The sequence below is a fragment of the Pseudomonas sp. MYb13 genome (assembly GCF_002980075.1).
Classification (GTDB): Bacteria; Pseudomonadota; Gammaproteobacteria; order Pseudomonadales; family Pseudomonadaceae; genus Aquipseudomonas; species Aquipseudomonas lurida.
The window spans coordinates 123,372-144,114 of record NZ_PCQI01000001.1 but is presented as its reverse complement, the minus strand read 5'-3'; the positions used below and the strand labels follow the sequence as shown (position 1 = coordinate 144,114).

Here is a 20,743-nt window from a genome sequence, read left to right as displayed (position 1 = left end):
ATAACCAGCCTCATACAAAGCTCAGGGTAGTCCGCCCGGCCTGATCCACGCCGACCACACCACGCGACCAGCCGGACAGCAGCTCACCCTCCAGGGTCAGGCACTGATACAGCAGTTCGATAGTATTCGCACCGGTCACTCGCCCTACTTGCATGCCCAGGCGAATCCGTCCGCCTTCGTAGGTACCGGAAATGGCCTCGCCTTGGACAAGGTAATGAAACACCGTGCCTGCGCCGGATAGCCCGTGGGTGTTGTGGGCGACGGTGAATCGGCGGTTGTTAAGGCGGTGGTGGAGCTGGGAGGGCGTTTGCATCGAGGTCGCGTCCTTTCGCGGAACCTGGAGACCCGGGCGGGTCTCCAGGGCATGGCGGGTTACTCCACGGTCACCGACTTCGCCAGGTTGCGCGGCTGGTCCACGTCGGTCCCTTTGAGCACAGCGACGTAGTACGACAGCAGCTGCAGCGGGATGGTGTAGAGGATCGGCGACAGGGTGTCGTTGATGTGCGGCATGTTGATGACGTGGGTGCCTTCACCGTTGGTCATGCCGGCTTTTTCATCAGCGAACACCACCAACTGGCCACCACGGGCACGGACTTCCTGCAGGTTGGACTTGAGCTTCTCCAGCAGTTCGTTGTTCGGCGCCACGGTAACCACCGGCATGTCGTCATCCACCAGGGCCAATGGGCCGTGCTTGAGCTCGCCGGCCGGGTAGGCTTCGGCGTGGATGTACGAGATTTCCTTGAGCTTGAGCGAGCCTTCCATCGCCACCGGGTATTGCGCGCCACGGCCGAGGAACAAGGTGTGGTTCTTGTCGGCGAACAGTTCGGCGACTTTTTCCACGGTGCTGTCCATCGCCAGGGCTTCACCCAGTCGGGCTGGCAGGCGGCGCAGTTCTTCGACCAGAGTAGCTTCGACGCCTTCGGCCAAGGTACCGCGCACTTGACCCAGAGACAGGGTCAGCAACAGCAGGCCAACCAACTGAGTGGTGAAGGCTTTGGTGGAGGCCACGCCAATTTCGCGACCGGCCTGGGTCAGCAGGGTCAGGTCGGATTCACGCACCAGCGAGCTGATGCTGACGTTGCAGATCGCCAGGCTGGCCAGGAAGCCCAGCTCCTTGGCATTGCGCAGGGCGGCCAGGGTGTCGGCGGTTTCGCCGGACTGGGAGATGGTCACGAACAGGGTGTCGGGCTGCACCACCACCTTGCGGTAGCGGAACTCACTGGCGACTTCCACCTGGCACGGGATGCCGGCCAGTTCTTCCAGCCAGTAACGGGCAACCATGCCGGCGTGGTAGCTGGTGCCGCAGGCCACGATCTGCACATTGCGCACTTTGGCGAACAGTTCGGCGGCTTGCGGGCCGAAGGCGTTGACCAGCACCTGGTTCTGGCTCAGGCGGCCTTCCAGGGTGCGTTGCACCACCGCGGGCTGCTCGTGGATTTCCTTGAGCATGAAGTGGCGGTATTCGCCCTTGTCGGCGGCTTCAGCGCCGTCGCGGTATTGCACGGCTTCACGCTCGACGGACTGACCGTTGACGTCCCAGATCTGCACGCTTTCACGGCGGATGTCGGCAATATCGCCTTCTTCCAGGTACATGAAGCGGTCGGTGACCTGGCGCAGGGCCAGTTGGTCGGAGGCCAGGAAGTTTTCCCCCAGTCCCAGGCCGATCACCAATGGGCTACCACTGCGCGCGGCAACCACGCGGTCGGGTTGGCTGGCGCTGACCACGGCAAGGCCATAGGCGCCATGCAGTTCCTTGACGGTGGCCTTGAGGGCGACGGTCAGGTCGCCCAGGTCCTTGAGCTTGTGGTTGAGCAGGTGGGCGATGACTTCGGTGTCGGTGTCCGAGGTGAATACGTAACCCAGGCCCTTGAGTTGTTCGCGCAGCACTTCGTGGTTTTCGATGATGCCGTTGTGGACCACGGCCAGGTCACCGGAGAAGTGCGGGTGGGCATTGCGTTCGCACGGTGCACCGTGGGTAGCCCAGCGGGTGTGGGCAATGCCCAGGCGACCTACCAGTGGCTCGCCAAGCAGCGCTTGCTCCAGCTCGCTGACCTTGCCCGGGCGGCGCATGCGCTCAAGCTTACCGGCGTTGGTGAAGACGGCCACACCGGCGCTGTCATAGCCACGGTATTCCAGGCGCTTGAGGCCTTCGAGCAGGATGGGGGTGATGTTGCGTTCAGCGACTGCGCCTACGATGCCACACATGGTGTTTCTCCTAGATGATTGCCGCGCATATCAGCGTAATGCCGCGGGCTTGGATCTGGTCGCGGGCCTCAAGCGGCAGGCGATCATCGGTGATCAGGGTATGGACGCTGCTCCAGGGCAGTTCCAGGTTGGGAATCTTGCGGCCGATCTTGTCGGATTCGACCATCACCACCACTTCACGGGCGACCTCGGCCATGACGCGGCTCAGGCCCAGCAATTCATTGAAGGTGGTGGTGCCACGTTCCAGGTCGATACCATCGGCACCGATAAACAACTGGTCGAAGTCATAGGAACGCAGGACCTGTTCGGCGACCTGGCCTTGGAACGAGTCCGAATGCGGGTCCCAGGTGCCACCGGTCATCAACAGCACGGGCTCGTGTTCCAGTTCGCTCAGGGCGCTGGCCACGTGCAGGGAATTGGTCATCACCACCAGGCCGGGCTGGTGGCCCAGCTCGGGGATCATCGCGGCGGTGGTGCTACCACTGTCGATGATGATGCGCGCGTGTTCGCGCAGGCGCATGACGGCAGCACGCGCGATGGCACGCTTGTAGACCGATACCGGTTGAGTGGCATCGCCCACCAGCTCCTGAGGCATGGTGATTGCGCCACCGTAGCGGCGCAGCAGCAGGCCGTTGCTCTCCAGGGCGGCCAGGTCCTTGCGGATGGTGACTTCCGACGTTTCGAAACGCTTGGCCAACTCGTCCACGCTGACTTCGCCCTGTTCGTTGAGCAAGGTCAGGATGTTGTGGCGCCGCTGGGGAGTATTTCGTTTCGACATGGTGATGATAAGTTTCGTTTCGAAAGATAACGAAGGCAATCAAAACCCATTGGCGAAAGATCGTCAAGCGGGCGAGGACATTTTTTATTTACCCGCACACCAATGTGGGAGCGGGCTTGCTTACGAATGCGCGGTCCAGTCGTCACTTCCGGTGACTGGCACTGCGCATTCGCGAGCAAGCCCGCTCCCACAGGGGATTACTGACCGCTGGCGAGAATGTGGATAAGTCAGGTCTTCTTGATTTTGACCGGGCGTTTCCAGCCGTCGATGTTGCGTTGGCGGGCGCGGGCGACGGCCAGTTGAGACTTATCCACATCCTGGTTGATGGTTGAGCCGGCGGCGGTGCTGGCGCCATCGTCGAGGGTCACCGGGGCGACCAGCGAATTATTGGAACCGATAAATACATCCGCCCCAATGGTGGTCTGGTGTTTATTGGCGCCATCGTAGTTACACGTGATGGTGCCGGCGCCGATGTTGGTTCGCGCGCCGACGGTAGCATCACCCAGGTAGGTCAGGTGACCGACTTTGGCTTCGGCATCCAACTTGGCGTTTTTCAGTTCAACAAAGTTACCCACATGGGCCTTGGCACCCAGCACGCTACCTGGACGCAACCGCGCAAACGGGCCAGCGTCGCTGCCCTCGCCCATCACGGCACCGTCTATGTGGCTGTTGGCCTTAATCACCACGCCCTTGCGCAGGGTGCTGTCCTTGATCACGCAGTTGGGACCAATCACCACGTCGTCTTCGATGACCACACGGCCTTCGAGGATCACGTTTATATCGATCAGCACGTCGCGGCCGACGGTCACTTCCCCGCGCACATCGAAACGCGCCGGGTCACGCAGGGTCACACCCTGGGCCATCAGGCGACGACCTTCGCGCAGTTGGTAGTGACGCTCCAGCTCGGCCAGTTGCTTGCGGTCGTTGGCGCCCTGCACTTCCATGGGGTCGTGGGGTTGTTCGGTTGCGACCAGTAGGCCATCGCTCACGGCCATCTCGATGACGTCGGTGAGGTAGTACTCGCCCTGGGCGTTGTTGTTGGACAGGCGGCTCATCCAGTCCGCAAGCTTATTGGCAGGGACTGCGAGAATGCCGGTATTGCCTTCGGTAATGGCGCGCTGTGCTTCGCTGGCATCCTTGTGCTCAACGATGGCCGCGACCTTGCCGTCGGCGTTGCGCACGATGCGCCCGTAGCCGGTGGGGTCTTCCAGCTCAACGGTCAACAGGCCCATCTGGCCTGGGACTACATGCTTGAGCAGGCGTTGCAGCGTTTCGACTTCGATCAGCGGCACGTCGCCATACAGGATCAGCACGGTGTCGGCCGTGATGAAGGGCACGGCCTGCGCGGTAGCGTGGCCGGTACCGAGTTGCTTGTCTTGTAGAACGAAATTCAAGTCGTCTGCGGCGAGGCGCTCACGCACCACATCGGCACCGTGACCGATCACCACGTGAATGCGTTGGGGGTCCAACTGCCTGGCGCTGTGGATAACATGACCCAGCATGGAATTACCGGCAACCGGGTGCAGCACCTTGGGCAGGGCCGAACGCATACGGGTGCCCTGGCCTGCGGCGAGAATGACGATTTCAAGAGACATGAATGGCTACCAATCCTGGGCGGTCCGGCTTCAGACCAAAGAAGTGTTTTGCAAAAAAAGAAAAAGGGTAGCCGAGGCTACCCTTTTTAATCAATCGCGCATGAAGCATGACGGCATGGCCGATTACTTCTTGCGGATCTGCTGGAGCGTGCGCAGCTGGGCTGCAGCCTCGGCCAGACGTACAGCAGCAGCGCTGTAGTCGAAGTCCGCACCCTTTTCGTTCAGGGCCTTCTCGGCAGCCTTGACGGCTTCCTGAGCGGAGGCTTCATCCAGGTCGCCAGCACGTTGCACGGTGTCGGCAAGTACCTTGACCATGTTCGGCTGAACCTCGAGGAAACCACCGGAGATGTAAAACACCTCCTTTTCCCCGCCTTGCTTGGTCAGCGTGATCGGACCTGGCTTCAAGCTGGTGATCAACGGCGCGTGGCCCATGGCAATACCCAGGTCACCCAGGTCGCCGTGTGCAATCACCATTTCTACCAGACCGGAGAAGATTTCCCCTTCCGCGCTGACGATATCGCAATGGACTGTCATAGCCATCTGATTGCCTCAACCTGATGAGCGCCCGTTACCGGGCGCTTGGATTACAGTTTCTTGGCTTTCTCGATCGCTTCTTCGATGCCGCCGACCATGTAGAACGCTTGTTCTGGCAGGTGGTCGTAGTCACCGTTGAGGATGCCTTTGAAGCCAGCAATGGTGTCTTTCAGGGAAACGTATTTACCCGATGCACCGGTGAAGACTTCAGCCACGAAGAACGGCTGCGACAAGAAGCGCTGGATCTTACGAGCGCGGGATACCAACTGCTTGTCGGTTTCCGACAGCTCGTCCATACCCAGGATCGCAATGATGTCCTTCAGTTCTTTGTAACGCTGCAGCACGTACTGAACGCCGCGAGCGGTGTCGTAGTGCTCCTGGCCGATCACGTTCGGGTCCAGCTGGCGCGAAGTCGAGTCGAGTGGATCGACCGCTGGGTAGATACCCAGGGAAGCGATGTCACGGGACAGAACGACGGTGGCGTCCAAGTGGGCGAAGGTGGTCGCTGGCGACGGGTCAGTCAAGTCATCCGCAGGTACGTATACCGCTTGGATGGAAGTGATCGAACCTTCCTTGGTCGAAGTGATACGTTCTTGCAGAACGCCCATCTCTTCAGCCAGGGTCGGCTGGTAACCTACTGCCGAAGGCATACGGCCCAGCAGTGCGGATACTTCAGTACCGGCCAGGGTGTAACGGTAGATGTTGTCGACGAACAGCAGAACGTCGTTACCTTCGTCACGGAACTTCTCGGCCATGGTCAGGCCAGTCAGTGCTACGCGCAGACGGTTTCCCGGCGGCTCGTTCATCTGACCGTAAACCAGTGCCACTTTGTCCAGAACGTTGGAGTCCTTCATCTCGTGGTAGAAGTCGTTACCCTCACGAGTACGCTCACCCACACCAGCGAACACGGAATAACCGCTGTGCTCGATGGCGATGTTACGGATCAGTTCCATCATGTTTACGGTCTTGCCTACACCGGCACCACCGAACAGACCAACTTTACCGCCTTTGGCAAACGGGCAAACCAGGTCGATAACCTTGATGCCGGTTTCCAGCAGATCGTTGCCGCCAGCTTGTTCGGCGAAGGAAGGTGCTGGACGGTGAATGCCCCAGCGCTCTTCGGTGTCGATCGGGCCAGCTTCGTCAATCGGGTTGCCCAGTACGTCCATGATCCGGCCCAGGGTCGCTTTACCGACCGGTACGGAGATGGCAGCGCCAGTGTCGACAACGTCCAGACCGCGCTTCAAGCCTTCGGTAGAACCCATCGCAATGGTACGAACTACGCCGTCGCCCAGCTGCTGCTGAACTTCCAGAGTAGTTTCCGCGCCTTGTACTTTCAGCGCGTTGTAGATGCTCGGTACGCTGTCGCGTGGAAATTCCACGTCGATAACGGCGCCGATGATTTGAACGATACGTCCGCTACTCATAGCTGGATCCTCTGAATATTTGAACCGTTAAACCGCGGCAGCGCCGCCGACGATTTCCGAGATCTCTTGGGTGATCGCAGCCTGACGCGCCTTGTTGTAGATCAGCTGCAAATCGCTGATCAGATCACCGGCGTTATCGGTAGCGTTTTTCATCGCGATCATCCGCGCCGCTTGTTCAGCTGCGTTGTTCTCGACCACCGCCTGGTACACCTGCGACTCCACGTAGCGCACCATCAAGCCGTCAAGCAGCTCTTTGGCGTCTGGTTCGTAGAGGTAGTCCCAGTGGTGCTTGAGTTCCTGATCCGGAGTCGCCACCAGTGGAATCAATTGCTCCACGGTTGGCTGCTGGGTCATGGTGTTGATGAACTTGTTGGATACCACGGACAGGCGGTCAATCCGGCCTTCCAGGTACGCATCCAGCATCACCTTCACACTGCCGATCAAATCATTGATCGACGGCTCTTCACCCAGGTGGCTGATAGCTGCAACGACGTTACCGCCGAAGTTGCGGAAAAAGGCCGCACCCTTGCTACCAACAACACACAGATCGATCTCGACGCCGTTTTCGCGGTTTACCGCCATGTCCTTGACCAGGGCCTTGAACAGGTTGGTATTCAAACCACCGCACAAACCACGGTCACTGCTCACAACCACATAACCGACGCGCTTAACTTCGCGGTCGATCATGAACGGGTGGCGGTATTCCGGGTTGGCGTTGGCCAGATGCCCAATTACCTGGCGGATACGCTCCGCATAAGGACGGCTAGCAGCCATGCGCATTTGTGCCTTGCGCATTTTGCTGACCGCCACTTTTTCCATGGCGCTGGTAATTTTTTGCGTGCTTTTGATGCTCGCAATCTTACTGCGAATCTCTTTTGCGCCTGCCATGTAACACCTATCAGGTTAGCAAGCGGGAGCCTTGCGGCTCCCGCTGCGGCTTACCAGGTTTGGGTGGCCTTGAACTTCTCGATACCGGCTTTCATGCCAGCGTCGATATCGTCATTGAAGTCACCCTTCACGTTGATCTTCGCCATCAATTCGGCGTGATCGCGGTTGAAGTAAGCAATCAGCGCTTGTTCAAAGCTGCCGACCTTGGCGATTTCAACGTCGGTCAGGAACCCACGCTCAGCGGCATACAGCGACAACGCCATGTCAGCGATCGACATCGGGGCGTATTGCTTCTGCTTCATCAGCTCGGTAACGCGCTGACCATGCTCAAGTTGCTTACGGGTCGCTTCGTCCAGGTCAGAAGCGAACTGGGCGAATGCCGCCAGTTCACGGTACTGAGCCAGAGCGGTACGGATACCACCGGAGAGCTTCTTGATGATCTTGGTCTGAGCGGCACCACCCACACGGGATACCGAAACACCGGCGTTCACTGCAGGGCGGATGCCCGAGTTGAACATGGCCGATTCCAGGAAGATCTGACCGTCGGTGATGGAAATCACGTTGGTCGGAACGAACGCGGAAACGTCGCCAGCCTGGGTTTCGATGATCGGCAGTGCGGTCAGGGAACCGGTTTTGCCGGTCACTGCGCCGTTGGTGAACTTCTCTACGTACTCTTCGGAAACGCGGGATGCGCGCTCCAGCAGACGGGAGTGGAGATAGAACACGTCGCCTGGGTAGGCTTCACGGCCTGGTGGACGGCGCAGCAGCAGGGAAATCTGGCGGTAAGCCACTGCTTGCTTGGACAGATCGTCATAAACGATCAGTGCGTCTTCACCGCGGTCGCGGAAGAATTCACCCATGGTGCAACCGGAGTACGGTGCCAGGAATTGCAGCGCAGGAGATTCCGAAGCACTGGCAGCCACGATGATCGTGTTGGCCAGGGCGCCGTTTTCTTCCAGCTTGCGAACCACGTTGGCGATGGTCGATTGCTTCTGACCGATCGCTACGTAGACGCAGAAAATGCCGCTGTTCTTCTGGTTGATGATCGCGTCGATCGCCAGAGCGGTTTTACCGATCTGACGGTCACCGATGATCAGCTCACGCTGGCCACGGCCGACAGGGATCATGGCATCGACAGCCTTGTAGCCAGTCTGTACAGGCTGGTCTACCGACTTACGCCAGATCACGCCTGGAGCAACTTTCTCGACCGCGTCGGTCTCGGTGTTGCCCAGTGGACCTTTACCGTCAACAGGGTTACCCAGTGCGTCGACTACGCGACCCAGCAGTTCCTTACCAACCGGAACTTCCAGGATGCGGCCTGTGCACTTGGCGCTCATGCCTTCAGCCAGACTGGTGTAAGCGCCCAATACAACGGCACCTACGGAGTCTTGCTCCAGGTTGAGGGCCATACCGTAGACGCCGCCCGGAAACTCGATCATCTCGCCGTACATAACGTCGGCCAGACCGTGAATCCGCACGATGCCGTCAGATACGCTGACGACAGTGCCTTCGTTACGGGCTTGGGAGGTCACATCGAGCTTGTCGATGCGGCCCTTGATAATTTCACTTATTTCGGAAGGATTGAGTTGCTGCATTGCTCTGCTGCCCCTTCAAACTCAAGATTTCAATGCTTCGGCAAGTTTCGCGATTTTGCCGCGAATCGAGCCATCGATAACCAGGTCGCCGGCACGGATAACAACACCACCAATCAGGGATGCGTCCTCCGAAGCTTGCAGGCGCACTTCCCGATTGAGTCGTGCACTGAGAACCTTGGCGAGTTTGTCTTGCTGTTCTTGGTTCAATGCAAAAGCACTGGTCACTTCAACGTCTACCGATTTCTCTGCTTCGGCCTTGTACAGGTCGAACAGAGCGGCGATCTCCGGCAAAAGCGGGAGACGGTCGTTTTCGGCAACGACGTGGATGAAGTTCTGCACTTTCACATCAAACTTGTCGCCGCACACTTCAATAAAAGTGGCGGCCTTGTCTGCGCTCGTCAGGCGCGGGGCCTTGAGCACGCGCTGCATGGTGTCGTCTTGCGACACTGCTGCAGCCAGGCCGAGCATGGCTGACCAAGAGGCCAGCTGCTGGTGGGCCTGGGCGTGCTCGAAGGCTGCCTTAGCGTAAGGTCGGGCCAACGTGGTCAGTTCTGCCATGATCGCCCTCGCTTAAATTTCAGCAGCCAGTTTGTTAACCAGCTCCGCGTGCGCGTTTTGATCGATTGTGGCACCGAGGATCTTCTCAGCACCGCCGACCGCCAGAGCACCCAGTTGGGCACGCAGCGCGTCTTTGACGCCGTTCAGTTCCTGTTCGATCTCGGCATGAGCCGAAGCCTTCACACGGTCAGCTTCGACGCGGGCTTTTTCAACAGCCTCTTCGACGATCTGGTTACCGCGTTTCTTGGCTTGCTCAATGATTTCAGCTGCCTGTGCTTTAGCATCGCGCAGTTGATGACCCACTTTCTCTTGGGCCAACTCCAGGTCGCGAGCTGCACGGCTGGCAGCGTCCAAGCCATCAGCGATCTTCTTCTGACGTTCGTGCAAAGCCGCGATGACCGGAGGCCACACGAACTTCATGCAAAACACTACAAAAATGAAGAACGCAACGGATTGGCCAATCAGGGTTGCATTAATGTTCACGCCAACACCTCGCTCATTCGTTGTCCATCACTCCAATCAACTCGAAAAATTCGAGTGATTAGCCAGCGAGTTGACCAACGAAGGGGTTCGCGAAGGTGAAGAACAGAGCGATACCAACGCCGATCATGGTCACGGCGTCGAGCAGGCCGGCGACGATGAACATTTTAACTTGCAGCATTGGAACCATTTCTGGCTGACGCGCTGCGCCTTCCAGGAATTTGCCGCCCAGCAGGCCGAAACCAATGGCAGTACCCAGGGCGCCCAGGCCGATCAACAGTGCAACAGCGATAGCGGTTAGACCAACTACAGTTTCCATCTTTCCTCCCGACTTTTACGTCGTATGGTTTAGGTTTTTTAGATTTTAAAGCGGTAAAACAAATCGTTTCATAGCCCTGGTGGGCCACCTTCCCGTTTTACCGGGAAGGACATCAGACTAGTCGAGACTGGTCTTAATGGTTCTCTTCGTGCGCCATCGACAGGTAGACGATGGTCAGCATCATGAAGATGAAGGCCTGCAGGGTGATGATCAGGATGTGGAACACAGCCCACGCCCACTGCAGAACCACGCCCAGGCCGCTAAGCCAGAGCAGACCGCTGCCGAACATCACAGCGATCAGAATGAACACCAGCTCGCCGGCATACATGTTGCCGAACAGTCGCAGGGCCAGGGAAATCGGCTTGGCGACCAGGGTCACGAACTCCAGCAGGAAGTTCACCGGGATCAGCAGGGCTTGAACGAAGATGTTCTTGCTGCCGAACGGGTGCAGGGTCAATTCGCCGATGAAACCGCCGATGCCCTTGACCTTGATGCTGTAGAAAATGATCAACGCGAACACCGACAAGGCCATGCCCAGGGTGGCGTTAGGGTCAGTAGTCGATACTGCACGGAATGGAATGTGCGCATCGCCCGTGATCAGGATGGCCAGCTGAGGAATCCAGTCGACCGGGATCAGGTCGACGGCGTTCATCAGGAACACCCAGACGAAGATGGTCAGTGCCAGCGGTGCAATCACCGGGCTACGGCCATGGAAGCTGTCTTTCACGCTGCCATCGACGAATTCGACCAGGACTTCAACGAAGTTCTGCAAAGCACCTGGCTGACCGGACGTTGCCTTCTTTGCCGCCATGCGGAAAATCAGGACGAAGATCAGACCCAATGCGACCGACCAGCCCAGAGTATCCAGGTGGAAAGCCCAGAAGCCCATTTCTTTGGCCTCTGCTGCGGTGTGGGCAAAGCCCCAGCCGCCATTAGGAAGCTGACCGAAGGTCAGGTTCTGCAAGTGGTGCTGGATATAGCCCGAAGCGGTTGTTTCTGCCATGGTTGCCTCAAACGCCCTAAGGTTTCGAAAGTCTTGTTTTCATTAGCAGGGGAGCGAACCAGCTGACCAGTTGGGTCAACACGAAGACGCCGAATACAGCCAGCGGCGCCAATGGCTTCACACCTGCAAAGGTCAGTGCAAACAGCACTGCCGTCAAAATCAGTTTCCCTGCCTCGCCGGCATAAAAGGACCGGACGATAGCCTGGGCTGCTCGGGCGCCGGAAAACCGAAAGGCCCTGTGAGCAAAATACATATTGGGCAGCAAGGCTATCAGGCCTCCGCAAAGTCCTGAATATCCGGCTACGACTCCATGCCAGTACCAAAGCGCCAATGCGGCGATCAGCAAAATGACAAATTGAGCCAATAAAACCGGAAAAACAGCCAAGCGATGGAACGGCAACGTGTTTGGCGTGCGGGTTTCCATCACTCTTGCTCCTCAATGGTCGGCTGCCGGAAATCAATAACTTGGCATAATTTGTGCCGACAAAATGCGCGCAGAGTATAGGGGCGGTTCAGCCCCTATTCAACTGCCGGGTAGTGATTTCCGATCACGCGCTACATAAGCAAATGTTTCAGCGGATGTGGGCAAGGACGCCCTGGAGCTCGTCAAGGGAGTTATATCCGATGACCAATTGCCCTTTGCCCTTCTTGCCGTGGCGAATTTGCACCGCAGAGCCCAGGCGCTCGGCCAAGCGCTGCTCAAGACGCGCGATATCCGGATCAGGTTTGGTCGTTTCGACCGGTGCAGGTTTGCCGCTGAGCCACTGGCGAACCAGCGCCTCGGTCTGACGAACGGTGAGCCCCCGTGCGACAACGTGTCGCGCCCCTTCAACCTGTTGATTTTCCGGCAAACCGAGCAATGCACGCGCGTGGCCCATTTCCAGGTCGCCATGGGACAACATGGTCTTGATGACTTCCGGCAGCGCGATCAGGCGCAGCAAGTTGGACACGGTCACGCGGGATTTACCCACCGCCTCGGCCACTTGCTGCTGGGTCAGCTGGAACTCCTGCTGTAAACGCTGCAAGGCGATCGCTTCTTCGATCGGGTTGAGGTCTTCGCGCTGGATATTCTCGATCAACGCCATGGCGATGGCGGTTTCATCCGGGACATCGCGCACCATCGCCGGAATGGTTTCCTTGCCGGCCTGCTGACTCGCGCGCCAGCGGCGTTCGCCGGCGATGATTTCAAAACGGCCACCACCAATGGGGCGCACCACGATCGGCTGCATCACGCCCTGGGCCTTGATCGAATTGGCCAGTTCTTCCAGGGCCTGGGGGTCCATGTCCCGACGTGGCTGGTATTTACCGCGCTGGATCAAGTCCAGGGGCAGGTGTTGCAGCTCGCGCTCGTCGGCCTGCACCGCTTGTTCTTCAAGCGATGTGACGGTCGGACCACTCAACAGTGCATCCAGTCCACGTCCTAGACCTCGTTTCTTGACGGCCATGGGGATTCCTTAAGTTGGCTGGGCTGCAGCGGTACGTGAATTGCGGCGCTGGCGACGAACCATCTCGCCGGCCAGCGCCAGGTAGGCAATGGCACCACGGGATTGTTTGTCGTACGCGAGCGCCGGCATGCCGTAGCTCGGGGCTTCGGCCAAGCGAATGTTGCGCGGGATCACCGTGTCGTACAGCTGATCGCCGAAATGTTCCTTGAGCTGCGCCGACACATCGTTCATCAGGCTCAGGCGCGGATCGAACATGGTCCGCAGCAGGCCTTCGATCTGCAGGTTCGGGTTGAGCAACTCGGCGATACGCTTGATGTTATCCACAAGGTCGCTCAAGCCTTCCAGTGCGTAGTACTCGCACTGCATGGGGATAATCACCCCATCGGCGGCCACCAGCGCGTTCAATGTCAGCATCGACAGTGACGGCGGGCAGTCGATCAGGATGTAGTCGTAGTTCTCGCGAATCGGTGCCAGGGCGCTGCGCAGACGGCTTTCTTTCATCTGCATTTCCAGCAGCACCACCTCCGCCGCGGTCAAATCGCGGTTAGCCGGCAGCAGTTGGTAACCGCCGTGCTCAGAGTAGTGCATGGCCTGGGCCAGGTCGCACTCGCCGATCAGCAAGTCGTAGACCGAGTTTTCCAGGCCATGTTTATCCACACCGCTTCCCATGGTGGCGTTGCCCTGTGGATCGAGATCGATCAGCAGCACCCGACGCTTGGTAGCGACCAGGGAAGCTGCGAGGTTGATGCAGGTGGTGGTTTTGCCCACGCCACCTTTCTGGTTCGCTATCGCGAATACCTTAGCCATTCTTGCTTGTGTTCCCAATCATGCCGTGCGGCGCAGTATCAGCAGATGGCGTTGGCCTTGGCAACCGGGTACGGCCAAGGCGTGTTCGCTATCGAGGTGGAAGTCTGCCGGCAATGCTAACAGCTCGTCGCTTGGATGGACGCCCTTCATTGCCAGCCAGCGGGTGTCGCGGTCGCCCAGGTGGCGAGTCCAGTTGCTGAAGTTCTCCATGCTGCTGAACGCCCGGGAAACAATTCCGTTGAAAGGCTGTTCAGGCGTGAACGCTTCGACGCGACTGTGGATAACTTTCAGGTTATCCAGCTTGAGTTCGAGTTTGACCTGCGTCAGGAAGCGGGTCTTCTTGCCGTTGCTGTCCAGGCAGGTCACGTGCGACTCGGGAAACAGGATTGCCAGCGGGATGCCGGGCATGCCGCCGCCACTGCCGACGTCGAGCCAACGACCGTTTTCGATAAACGGCATGACGCTCAAGCTATCGAGCAAATGGCGCGACACCATTTCGTCGGGATCGCGCACTGCAGTCAGGTTGTAAGCCTTGTTCCATTTGATCAACAGGGCCAGGTAGCCCAACAGCAATTCGTGCTGGGCCGGGCTCAGGTCGACGCCCAACTGGCGTGCACCTGTGGATAACTCTTCGGCGTGTTGCGAGGTGACCAACGAACTCAAGCGCTTTGCTCCAACTGACGGCCCGCGCCGCGTTTTTTCAAATGGATCATCAACAGCGAAATCGCTGCTGGGGTGACGCCCGGGATACGTGACGCCTGGCCCAGGGTTTCCGGCCGAGTTATCCCCAGCTTGCTCTGGATTTCTTTCGACAAACCGGAAATCCCGGTGTAGTCGATATCCACAGGCAGCTTGGTGTCTTCACTGGCGCGCAGGCGAGCGATCTCGTCCTGCTGGCGGTCAATGTAACCGGCGTATTTGGTCTTGATCTCGACCTGCTCGGCGACTTGTGGGTCTTCTGCACCCTGGCCAGTCACTTCGACCAGACCAGCGTAGTCGATTTCCGGACGGGAAAGCAGGTTGAGCAAGTTGTACTCATGAGTCAGTGGCGTGCCGAATTTTTCCGCAATCGCATCACCTTGCTCAGTGCCCGGACGAACCCAGGTGCTTTTCAGGCGCTGCTCTTCCAACGCAATACTTTCGCGTTTTTTGCAGAACGCTGCCCAGCGCGCGTCATCAACCAGGCCCAGTTCGCGACCCTTCTCGGTCAGGCGCAGGTCGGCGTTGTCTTCCCGCAGGATCAGGCGATATTCCGCGCGGGAAGTGAACATCCGGTACGGTTCCTGGGTGCCCAGGGTAATCAGGTCATCGACCAATACACCGATGTACGCTTCATCGCGACGTGGGCACCAGCTGTCTTTGCCCTGAGCACGCAGCGCGGCGTTTGTGCCCGCCAGCAAACCTTGGGCGCCGGCTTCTTCGTAACCGGTAGTGCCGTTGATTTGCCCGGCAAAGAACAGGCCGCCGATCACTTTGGTTTCCAGGCTGTACTTCAGGTCACGCGGGTCGAAGTAGTCGTACTCGATGGCGTATCCCGGACGCACGATGTGCGCGTTTTCCATGCCGCGAATCGATTGCACGATCTGGATTTGCACGTCGAACGGCAAGGAAGTGGAAATCCCGTTCGGGTACAACTCGTGAGTGGTCAAGCCTTCGGGCTCGATGAAGACCTGGTGGCTTTCCTTGTCGGCAAAGCGGTGGATCTTGTCTTCGATCGACGGGCAATAACGCGGGCCGATGCCTTCGATTACCCCGGAATACATCGGCGAACGATCGAGGTTCGCGGCAATGATTTCGTGGGTGCGCGCATTGGTGTGCGTAATCCAGCAACTGACCTGTTTCGGGTGCTGCTCCTTGGAGCCCATGAACGACATGACCGGGATCGGGGTGTCGCCGGCTTGTTCGGTCATCACCGAGAAATCCACGGAACGCCCATCGATACGCGGCGGGGTCCCGGTTTTGAGGCGGCCGACACGCAGCGGCAGTTCACGCAAACGCTTTGCCAGGGCAATCGACGGTGGGTCACCGGCACGGCCACCGGAGTAATTCTGCATACCGATGTGGATAAGTCCGCCCAGGAACGTACCCGTAGTCAACACCACGGACTCTGCGAAGAACCGCAGGCCCATTTGCGTGACAACACCGCATACCTGGTCCTGCTCGACGATCAGGTCATCCGCTGCCTGTTGAAATATCCACAGGTTCGGCTGGTTCTCCAGGGTTTCGCGGACCGCCGCCTTGTACAGGATGCGATCGGCTTGTGCCCGAGTCGCACGTACGGCAGGGCCTTTACGGCTGTTGAGCACGCGAAATTGGATGCCACCTTTGTCGGTAGCCATGGCCATAACGCCGCCAAGGGCGTCGATTTCCTTGACCAAATGGCTTTTGCCGATCCCACCGATGGCAGGGTTGCAACTCATTGCACCAAGGGTTTCCACGTTATGCGTCAACAACAGGGTTTTTACGCCCATGCGTGCTGACGCCAGTGCTGCCTCGGTACCGGCATGACCGCCGCCGATGACGATCACTTCAAAACGGGAAGGGAAATCCACCACGCACCTCGTGCCTGCTTATGTAGGTAATTAGGAATTGATTGGTTGAGCTGGTTTTAGAGCTTTGGCGGCAAGTATAGGGACTTAGCCCTCCCTAAAGAACCCTTTGCACAAAATTTAACCAGCTGTGGATGAATCACAGACAATAGAAATTAAAAGAGAGAAATTTATTAAATCTTTGTTTTTATGTTTATTTATACTGAGCAACCTTTCTGTGGATAGATCTCTACAAGCCTTTATTTACGTTGTGTACAGCGATTCAAAAGTCTGTGGTCATGTGCCAATGAGGCCCTTGGATAAGTGCTTTAAGCCTGTGGATTAAAGCGATGGTTATCCACAGAGGGGTTTTTGCTCAGGTTTCAGGGCCTGTTATCAACTGGGCACAGAGGTGGTTATTCACAGGGCTTAATCCACATAAATCAGCCCCCCCTTGTGTATTTCTTCCACGACGAAGCCATTCGAATACGCCCGCCCGGTAGTAAGCGCCGCCAAAAAAGAGATCTATTGTGAGAAAACAGCGGGGCAGTTAATAATAGCGATTATCATTAACCTACCTTGTCATGCCCTATGTCCCCTTCTTCACACACGGCTGCGGTCCAGAACATCTACGAGCAGCACCATTCCTGGTTGCATGGGTGGCTCAAAGGCAAGTTGCATAACGCCTGCGATGCGGCCGACGTGGCGCACGATACGTTCGTGCGTATCTTGGGCGGGCGACATGCGGCGCAGATCCTTGAACCACGTGACTACCTGGCGACCATCGCCAGGGGCCTGGTGATTGATCGTTACCGTCGGCATGCCATCGAGCAGGCCTACAAGCAAACCTTGGCCGAGCGGCCTGACGCCACAGCCATCAGTGAAGAAGACAAAGCCATCATCATCGAGACACTGGTGGCCGTGGATAAAGCCTTGGCCGGGCTTGGCGAGCGGGCTCGGCGGATCTTCATGCTGTCGCAGATCGAAGGCCTGACTTATCAACAGATCGCGGATGAACTGCAGGTGTCACTGACCACGGTGAAGAAGCACATGATCCGTGCACTGACTGAATGCTCGCTGATCATGGCCAGCCTGTAATGGCGAACCCCGATCGCAAGACCTTCGAGGCCGCTGCCACTTGGTATGTACAGTTTCAATCCCAGGCGCCGACCGCTGCCGAACGCCTGGCCTGGCAACAATGGCTCAACGGCGATCCGTCTCATCAGGCCGCGTGGAACCAGATGGAACAACTGCAGCGCAGCCTCGGCGCACTGCCGCAGGACTTCACCCGCCGCGCATTGTCGACCACCCAGCAACGTCGCCAGGTACTGAAGTGGATGCTGGTGCTCGGCGGTACTGGGTACCTCGGCTGGAATGTCCAGCAGCACACGCCCCTGGGTAATGTGTGGGCTGACTACCGTACGTCCGTGGGGGAGCGCCGGCGCATCGAATTGGCCGATGGCACGCGGATCGATCTCAATACCAGCACAGCGATTGACGTGGTGTTCGACGGGCGCCAGCGTTTGGTTCGCCTGCGCGAAGGTGAAGTACTTATCCACACTGGGAAATTGGGTGGGCAGACACCGTTTTATGTCGAGACCCGCCAAGGCCGGGTCCAGGCGTTGGGCACCACGTTCACTGTGCGCCAGTTGCCAGACGCCACGCGTGTCGGCGTCCTGGAGGATCGGGTAAGCGTGTCGCCAGGGGATCAACCTGAACACGCACGACTGCTGGCTGCCGGGGAAAGCGTTGACTTTGATCGCCAAAACGTGGGGCTAGACCGTGTGTATAGCGGGTCACAGGCGGCCTGGGTTGATGGCCAACTGATCGTCTTGGACGCTCGCCTCGCAGATGTGATCGAAGAGCTCGCCCGCTACCGTCCGGGTGTCCTGCAATGCGACTTGGCTTCGGCACGTCTACGTGTTTCCGGGACCTTCCGCCTGGATTCTACCGACGCGGTACTGGCCAACCTGCAAGCAACCCTGCCGATCCAGGTGAAGTACTTCACTCGCTATTGGGTTTCGGTGAAACGAATCGGCTGATCGCAAAAAAATATTCGCACAAGGGGTTATCTTTTTTTTACCTGGCACGGCCCTACAGGTAATCACGACGCCACCTTCAGGGCTTATCCACCTATGCGCCTTCCTACCAAGCTTCGCCAGCGACTTTCCTACCACGGCATGACCTGCAGCCTTCTGCTCGGCACGGCAGCCACTGCTGGTGTTTTGCTCTCTGCTGACGCCACGGCCGCCAGCGCAGTGCAGCATTACATTATCGCCGCGGGCCCCCTGGACAATGCCTTGAGCCAGTTTGCCGCCAGGGCGAATGTGATCTTGTCGTTCTCCCCCCAGCAAACCGCGCGTTTGAACACACCTGGGCTGGAAGGTGACTATTCGGTGGAGCAAGGCTTTGCCCTGTTGTTGCAGAACTCGGGGTTGCAAGCCGTCACCCAGGCGCCCGGCAGTTATGTCCTGCAGCCTATTCCCGCAGGTCAACTCACGCTCGCACCTACCACCGTCAGCACTTATCAACAGGCGGGTTTCAATCAAGAGATTGCCGGGGATGTGGGCTACAAGGCGCAAAATAGCCGTATTGGTACCAAGACCAGCACGCCTTTGTCGGAAACACCCCGTTCGGTATCGGTCGTGACCGGCCAGCGCATCAAGGACCAGAAGTCGCAGACCCTGACTGAAGTATTGGGCTACGTGCCAGGTATCTTCGCGCCACCTTTTGCTGCCGGCGATGGTCTGGCGGGGGATTTATTCTTCATTCGCGGTTTCAATGCCACGGATTACGGCTACGGTCTGCTGCGAGACGGCCTGCGCGTGCAAGGCAATCGGTACGACACCACCAGTGAGCCCTATGGCCTGGAACGGGTCGAAATCTTCCGTGGCCCCTCTTCCCTGCTCTACGGCGAAAACGCGCCTGGCGGTTTGGTGAACCTGGTGAGCAAACACCCTACTGCGACGCCGCAAGGTGAAGTCCAGCTGGGTTATGGCTCTAATAATCGCCGCCAATTGGGTGTGGATATCTCGGGGCCGCTCAACGACAGCGACAACATTCTTGGTCGCGTTGTGATGCTCGGGCGTAAGTCCGACACGCAGACTGACCATGTGCCCGATGATCGCCTGTACATCGCCCCCTCGCTGACCCTGAATTTCGACGATTACAACACCCTCACGCTGTTGGCCAATTACCAGAAGGACCACACCAACCTCGAACTTGGCCTACCGGCCGCAGGCACCTTGCTTACAAATCCCAATGGCAAGCTGTCCAAGCACACCATGCTCGGCGACCCGGATTGGAATACGTTCGAACGTGAAGCCTGGAGCACCGGCTACGAATTCAGCCACAGCTTCAACGATGATTGGCAGTTCCGTCAGAACTCGCGCTATATGCAGTCGCGCATCAACCGGCATGAGACCTGGCCCAGCACGTTGAACAACCGCGGTTTCGGTACTCAACTGAACATGACCGCCTACGACCGCTACAACAAGTCGATGGTCTATTCCCTGGATAACCAGTTGGAAGGCAAATTCGAGGTCGGTGGCCTGGAAAATACCGTTCTGTTCGGTGCCAGTTACGACCGCACCTCTTTCAGCCAGGATTGGAACGCAGGCTTTGCCGGCACCATCAATGTGTATAACCCCGTGTACCTGCGCGATCCGTTAACCCCGGTGGCCGTGCAAAACACCTTGCTCGAACAGCAAATGAAGGGCGTTTATGCACAGGTGCAGAGCAAGTACGACCACTGGTTGTTCCTGCTGGGCGGTCGCCAGGACTGGGTCGACAGTGATTTCCGCGACAAGGTCAACAAGGCCAGCAACACCGGCTCGCAAGACCGCAAGTTCACCTACCAGGGCGGGGTGATGTACCAGTTCGACAATGGCGTGACGCCGTATGTCAGCTACTCCACCGCATTCGTGCCTGTGCAGCAGATCTCCAACGCCGGATCACCGTTGAAGCCGATCACCAGCAGCCAGTACGAAGTGGGTGTGAAATACGAACCGATCGGCTGGGATACGGCGATGACCCTGTCGGTGTATGACTTGCGCAAGGAAGACGACACCTACCTGGACGCCACCACCAACAGCTACCGCCAGGTAGGCGAAAGCCGCGCCAAAGGGGTGGAAGTCGAGGTGAACAGCAACATCACACCCAACCTGAATGTGACGGCGGCCTACACCTACACTGACGCTCGGATTACCAAGGACTCGGCTACATCGCTGGTCGAGGGGCACCAAATGACGGGCGTTCCTCGCAACCAGGCTTCAGTGTGGGGCAAATACCGTTTCCTTGACGGTCAGCTCAAGGGCTTCTCCCTGGGCGGCGGCGTGCGGTATTTCGACAGCACGTTCTCTTACACGGCGCCAACGCTTTACGGGAAGCTGGACGCAGGGAGCGTCACCCTGGTGGACGCAGCCGTTGGTTATCAGATCGACAAACACTGGTCTGTGGACGTGAACGCCAAGAACCTGTTCGACAAGGAATATGTATCCGGGTGCAACGATGCGGGCCGCTGCTATTGGGGCGACAGCCGTACGCTACTCGGGACCGTTTCGTACAACTGGTGATGGAAAT

20 protein-coding genes are annotated in these 20,743 nt (G+C 58.2%); 3 read left to right on the top strand and 17 right to left on the bottom strand.

The features are described from left to right. Nucleotides 1-10: 10 nt before the first annotated feature. The 17 genes from CQ002_RS00705 to mnmG form a co-directional block, all read right to left on the bottom strand. On the bottom strand, nucleotides 11-313 hold the full coding sequence (locus CQ002_RS00705; protein WP_105163089.1) for a hypothetical protein: 303 nt from the start codon (nucleotides 311-313) through the stop codon (nucleotides 11-13). A gap of 59 nt (nucleotides 314-372) precedes the next feature. Then, the gene (glmS, locus tag CQ002_RS00700; RefSeq protein ID WP_034110478.1) at nucleotides 373-2,205 is read right to left on the bottom strand and encodes a glutamine--fructose-6-phosphate transaminase (isomerizing); all 1,833 of its coding nucleotides are present in this window, start codon (nucleotides 2,203-2,205) and stop codon (nucleotides 373-375) included. 10 nt (nucleotides 2,206-2,215) lie between these two features. Further along, nucleotides 2,216-2,983 carry a DeoR/GlpR family DNA-binding transcription regulator gene (locus CQ002_RS00695; RefSeq protein ID WP_025854399.1) on the bottom strand — a complete coding sequence of 256 codons (768 nt, stop codon included), beginning with the start codon at nucleotides 2,981-2,983 and terminating at the stop codon, nucleotides 2,216-2,218. A 227-nt stretch (nucleotides 2,984-3,210) separates the two neighbouring features. After that, complete coding sequence (glmU, locus tag CQ002_RS00690; RefSeq protein WP_034110479.1) at nucleotides 3,211-4,578, bottom strand: bifunctional UDP-N-acetylglucosamine diphosphorylase/glucosamine-1-phosphate N-acetyltransferase GlmU; 1,368 nt, start codon at nucleotides 4,576-4,578, stop codon at nucleotides 3,211-3,213. A 123-nt stretch (nucleotides 4,579-4,701) separates the two neighbouring features. Next, on the bottom strand, nucleotides 4,702-5,118 hold the full coding sequence (locus tag CQ002_RS00680; RefSeq protein WP_015886644.1) for a F0F1 ATP synthase subunit epsilon: 417 nt from the start codon (nucleotides 5,116-5,118) through the stop codon (nucleotides 4,702-4,704). Between the two features lie 44 nt (nucleotides 5,119-5,162). Then, nucleotides 5,163-6,539, bottom strand: coding sequence for a F0F1 ATP synthase subunit beta (atpD, locus tag CQ002_RS00675; RefSeq protein WP_015886645.1), 1,377 nt, complete (start codon nucleotides 6,537-6,539; stop codon nucleotides 5,163-5,165). Between the two features lie 27 nt (nucleotides 6,540-6,566). Further along, on the bottom strand, nucleotides 6,567-7,427 hold the full coding sequence (gene atpG / locus CQ002_RS00670) for a F0F1 ATP synthase subunit gamma (protein WP_010565870.1): 861 nt from the start codon (nucleotides 7,425-7,427) through the stop codon (nucleotides 6,567-6,569). Between the two features lie 50 nt (nucleotides 7,428-7,477). Then, entirely contained in the window at nucleotides 7,478-9,022 is a 1,545-nt protein-coding gene (gene atpA / locus CQ002_RS00665; protein WP_003177064.1) for a F0F1 ATP synthase subunit alpha, read from the bottom strand. A gap of 21 nt (nucleotides 9,023-9,043) precedes the next feature. After that, on the bottom strand, nucleotides 9,044-9,580 hold the full coding sequence (locus CQ002_RS00660; RefSeq protein ID WP_015886646.1) for a F0F1 ATP synthase subunit delta: 537 nt from the start codon (nucleotides 9,578-9,580) through the stop codon (nucleotides 9,044-9,046). A 12-nt stretch (nucleotides 9,581-9,592) separates the two neighbouring features. Continuing rightward, a complete protein-coding gene (locus tag CQ002_RS00655) occupies nucleotides 9,593-10,063 on the bottom strand; it encodes a F0F1 ATP synthase subunit B (protein ID WP_015886647.1) in 471 nt (156 codons plus the stop codon). Between the two features lie 58 nt (nucleotides 10,064-10,121). After that, nucleotides 10,122-10,379, bottom strand: a complete 258-nt coding sequence (gene atpE / locus CQ002_RS00650; protein WP_002555987.1) for a F0F1 ATP synthase subunit C — start codon at nucleotides 10,377-10,379, stop codon at nucleotides 10,122-10,124. Nucleotides 10,380-10,512: 133 nt separating this feature from the next. Continuing rightward, complete coding sequence (gene atpB, locus CQ002_RS00645) at nucleotides 10,513-11,382, bottom strand: F0F1 ATP synthase subunit A (protein ID WP_034110482.1); 870 nt, start codon at nucleotides 11,380-11,382, stop codon at nucleotides 10,513-10,515. A 16-nt stretch (nucleotides 11,383-11,398) separates the two neighbouring features. After that, nucleotides 11,399-11,806, bottom strand: coding sequence for a F0F1 ATP synthase subunit I (locus CQ002_RS00640; protein WP_010565865.1), 408 nt, complete (start codon nucleotides 11,804-11,806; stop codon nucleotides 11,399-11,401). Nucleotides 11,807-11,954: 148 nt separating this feature from the next. Next, nucleotides 11,955-12,827, bottom strand: coding sequence for a ParB/RepB/Spo0J family partition protein (locus CQ002_RS00635; protein ID WP_038845392.1), 873 nt, complete (start codon nucleotides 12,825-12,827; stop codon nucleotides 11,955-11,957). 9 nt (nucleotides 12,828-12,836) lie between these two features. Beyond that, nucleotides 12,837-13,634, bottom strand: a complete 798-nt coding sequence (locus tag CQ002_RS00630; protein WP_010207696.1) for a ParA family protein — start codon at nucleotides 13,632-13,634, stop codon at nucleotides 12,837-12,839. Nucleotides 13,635-13,652: 18 nt separating this feature from the next. Continuing rightward, nucleotides 13,653-14,297, bottom strand: coding sequence for a 16S rRNA (guanine(527)-N(7))-methyltransferase RsmG (rsmG, locus tag CQ002_RS00625; RefSeq protein WP_034110484.1), 645 nt, complete (start codon nucleotides 14,295-14,297; stop codon nucleotides 13,653-13,655). Then, nucleotides 14,294-16,186 carry a tRNA uridine-5-carboxymethylaminomethyl(34) synthesis enzyme MnmG gene (mnmG, locus tag CQ002_RS00620; RefSeq protein WP_105163168.1) on the bottom strand — a complete coding sequence of 631 codons (1,893 nt, stop codon included), beginning with the start codon at nucleotides 16,184-16,186 and terminating at the stop codon, nucleotides 14,294-14,296. Before mnmG ends, rsmG begins: the two co-directional genes overlap by 4 nt. Nucleotides 16,187-16,753: 567 nt before the next feature. Here mnmG and CQ002_RS00615 point away from each other — a divergent pair. The 3 genes from CQ002_RS00615 to CQ002_RS00605 all read left to right on the top strand — a co-directional run bounded on the left by CQ002_RS00615 (nucleotide 16,754) and on the right by CQ002_RS00605 (nucleotide 20,736). Beyond that, nucleotides 16,754-17,260: a sigma-70 family RNA polymerase sigma factor gene (locus CQ002_RS00615; RefSeq protein WP_034110486.1), complete on the top strand. Its 507-nt coding sequence runs from the start codon at nucleotides 16,754-16,756 to the stop codon at nucleotides 17,258-17,260. Continuing rightward, nucleotides 17,260-18,204, top strand: a complete 945-nt coding sequence (locus CQ002_RS00610) for a FecR domain-containing protein (protein WP_034110487.1) — start codon at nucleotides 17,260-17,262, stop codon at nucleotides 18,202-18,204. The genes CQ002_RS00615 and CQ002_RS00610 overlap by 1 nt, the downstream gene beginning before the upstream one ends. A gap of 93 nt (nucleotides 18,205-18,297) precedes the next feature. Continuing rightward, entirely contained in the window at nucleotides 18,298-20,736 is a 2,439-nt protein-coding gene (locus CQ002_RS00605; protein WP_105163091.1) for a TonB-dependent siderophore receptor, read from the top strand. Nucleotides 20,737-20,743: the final 7 nt, after the last annotated feature.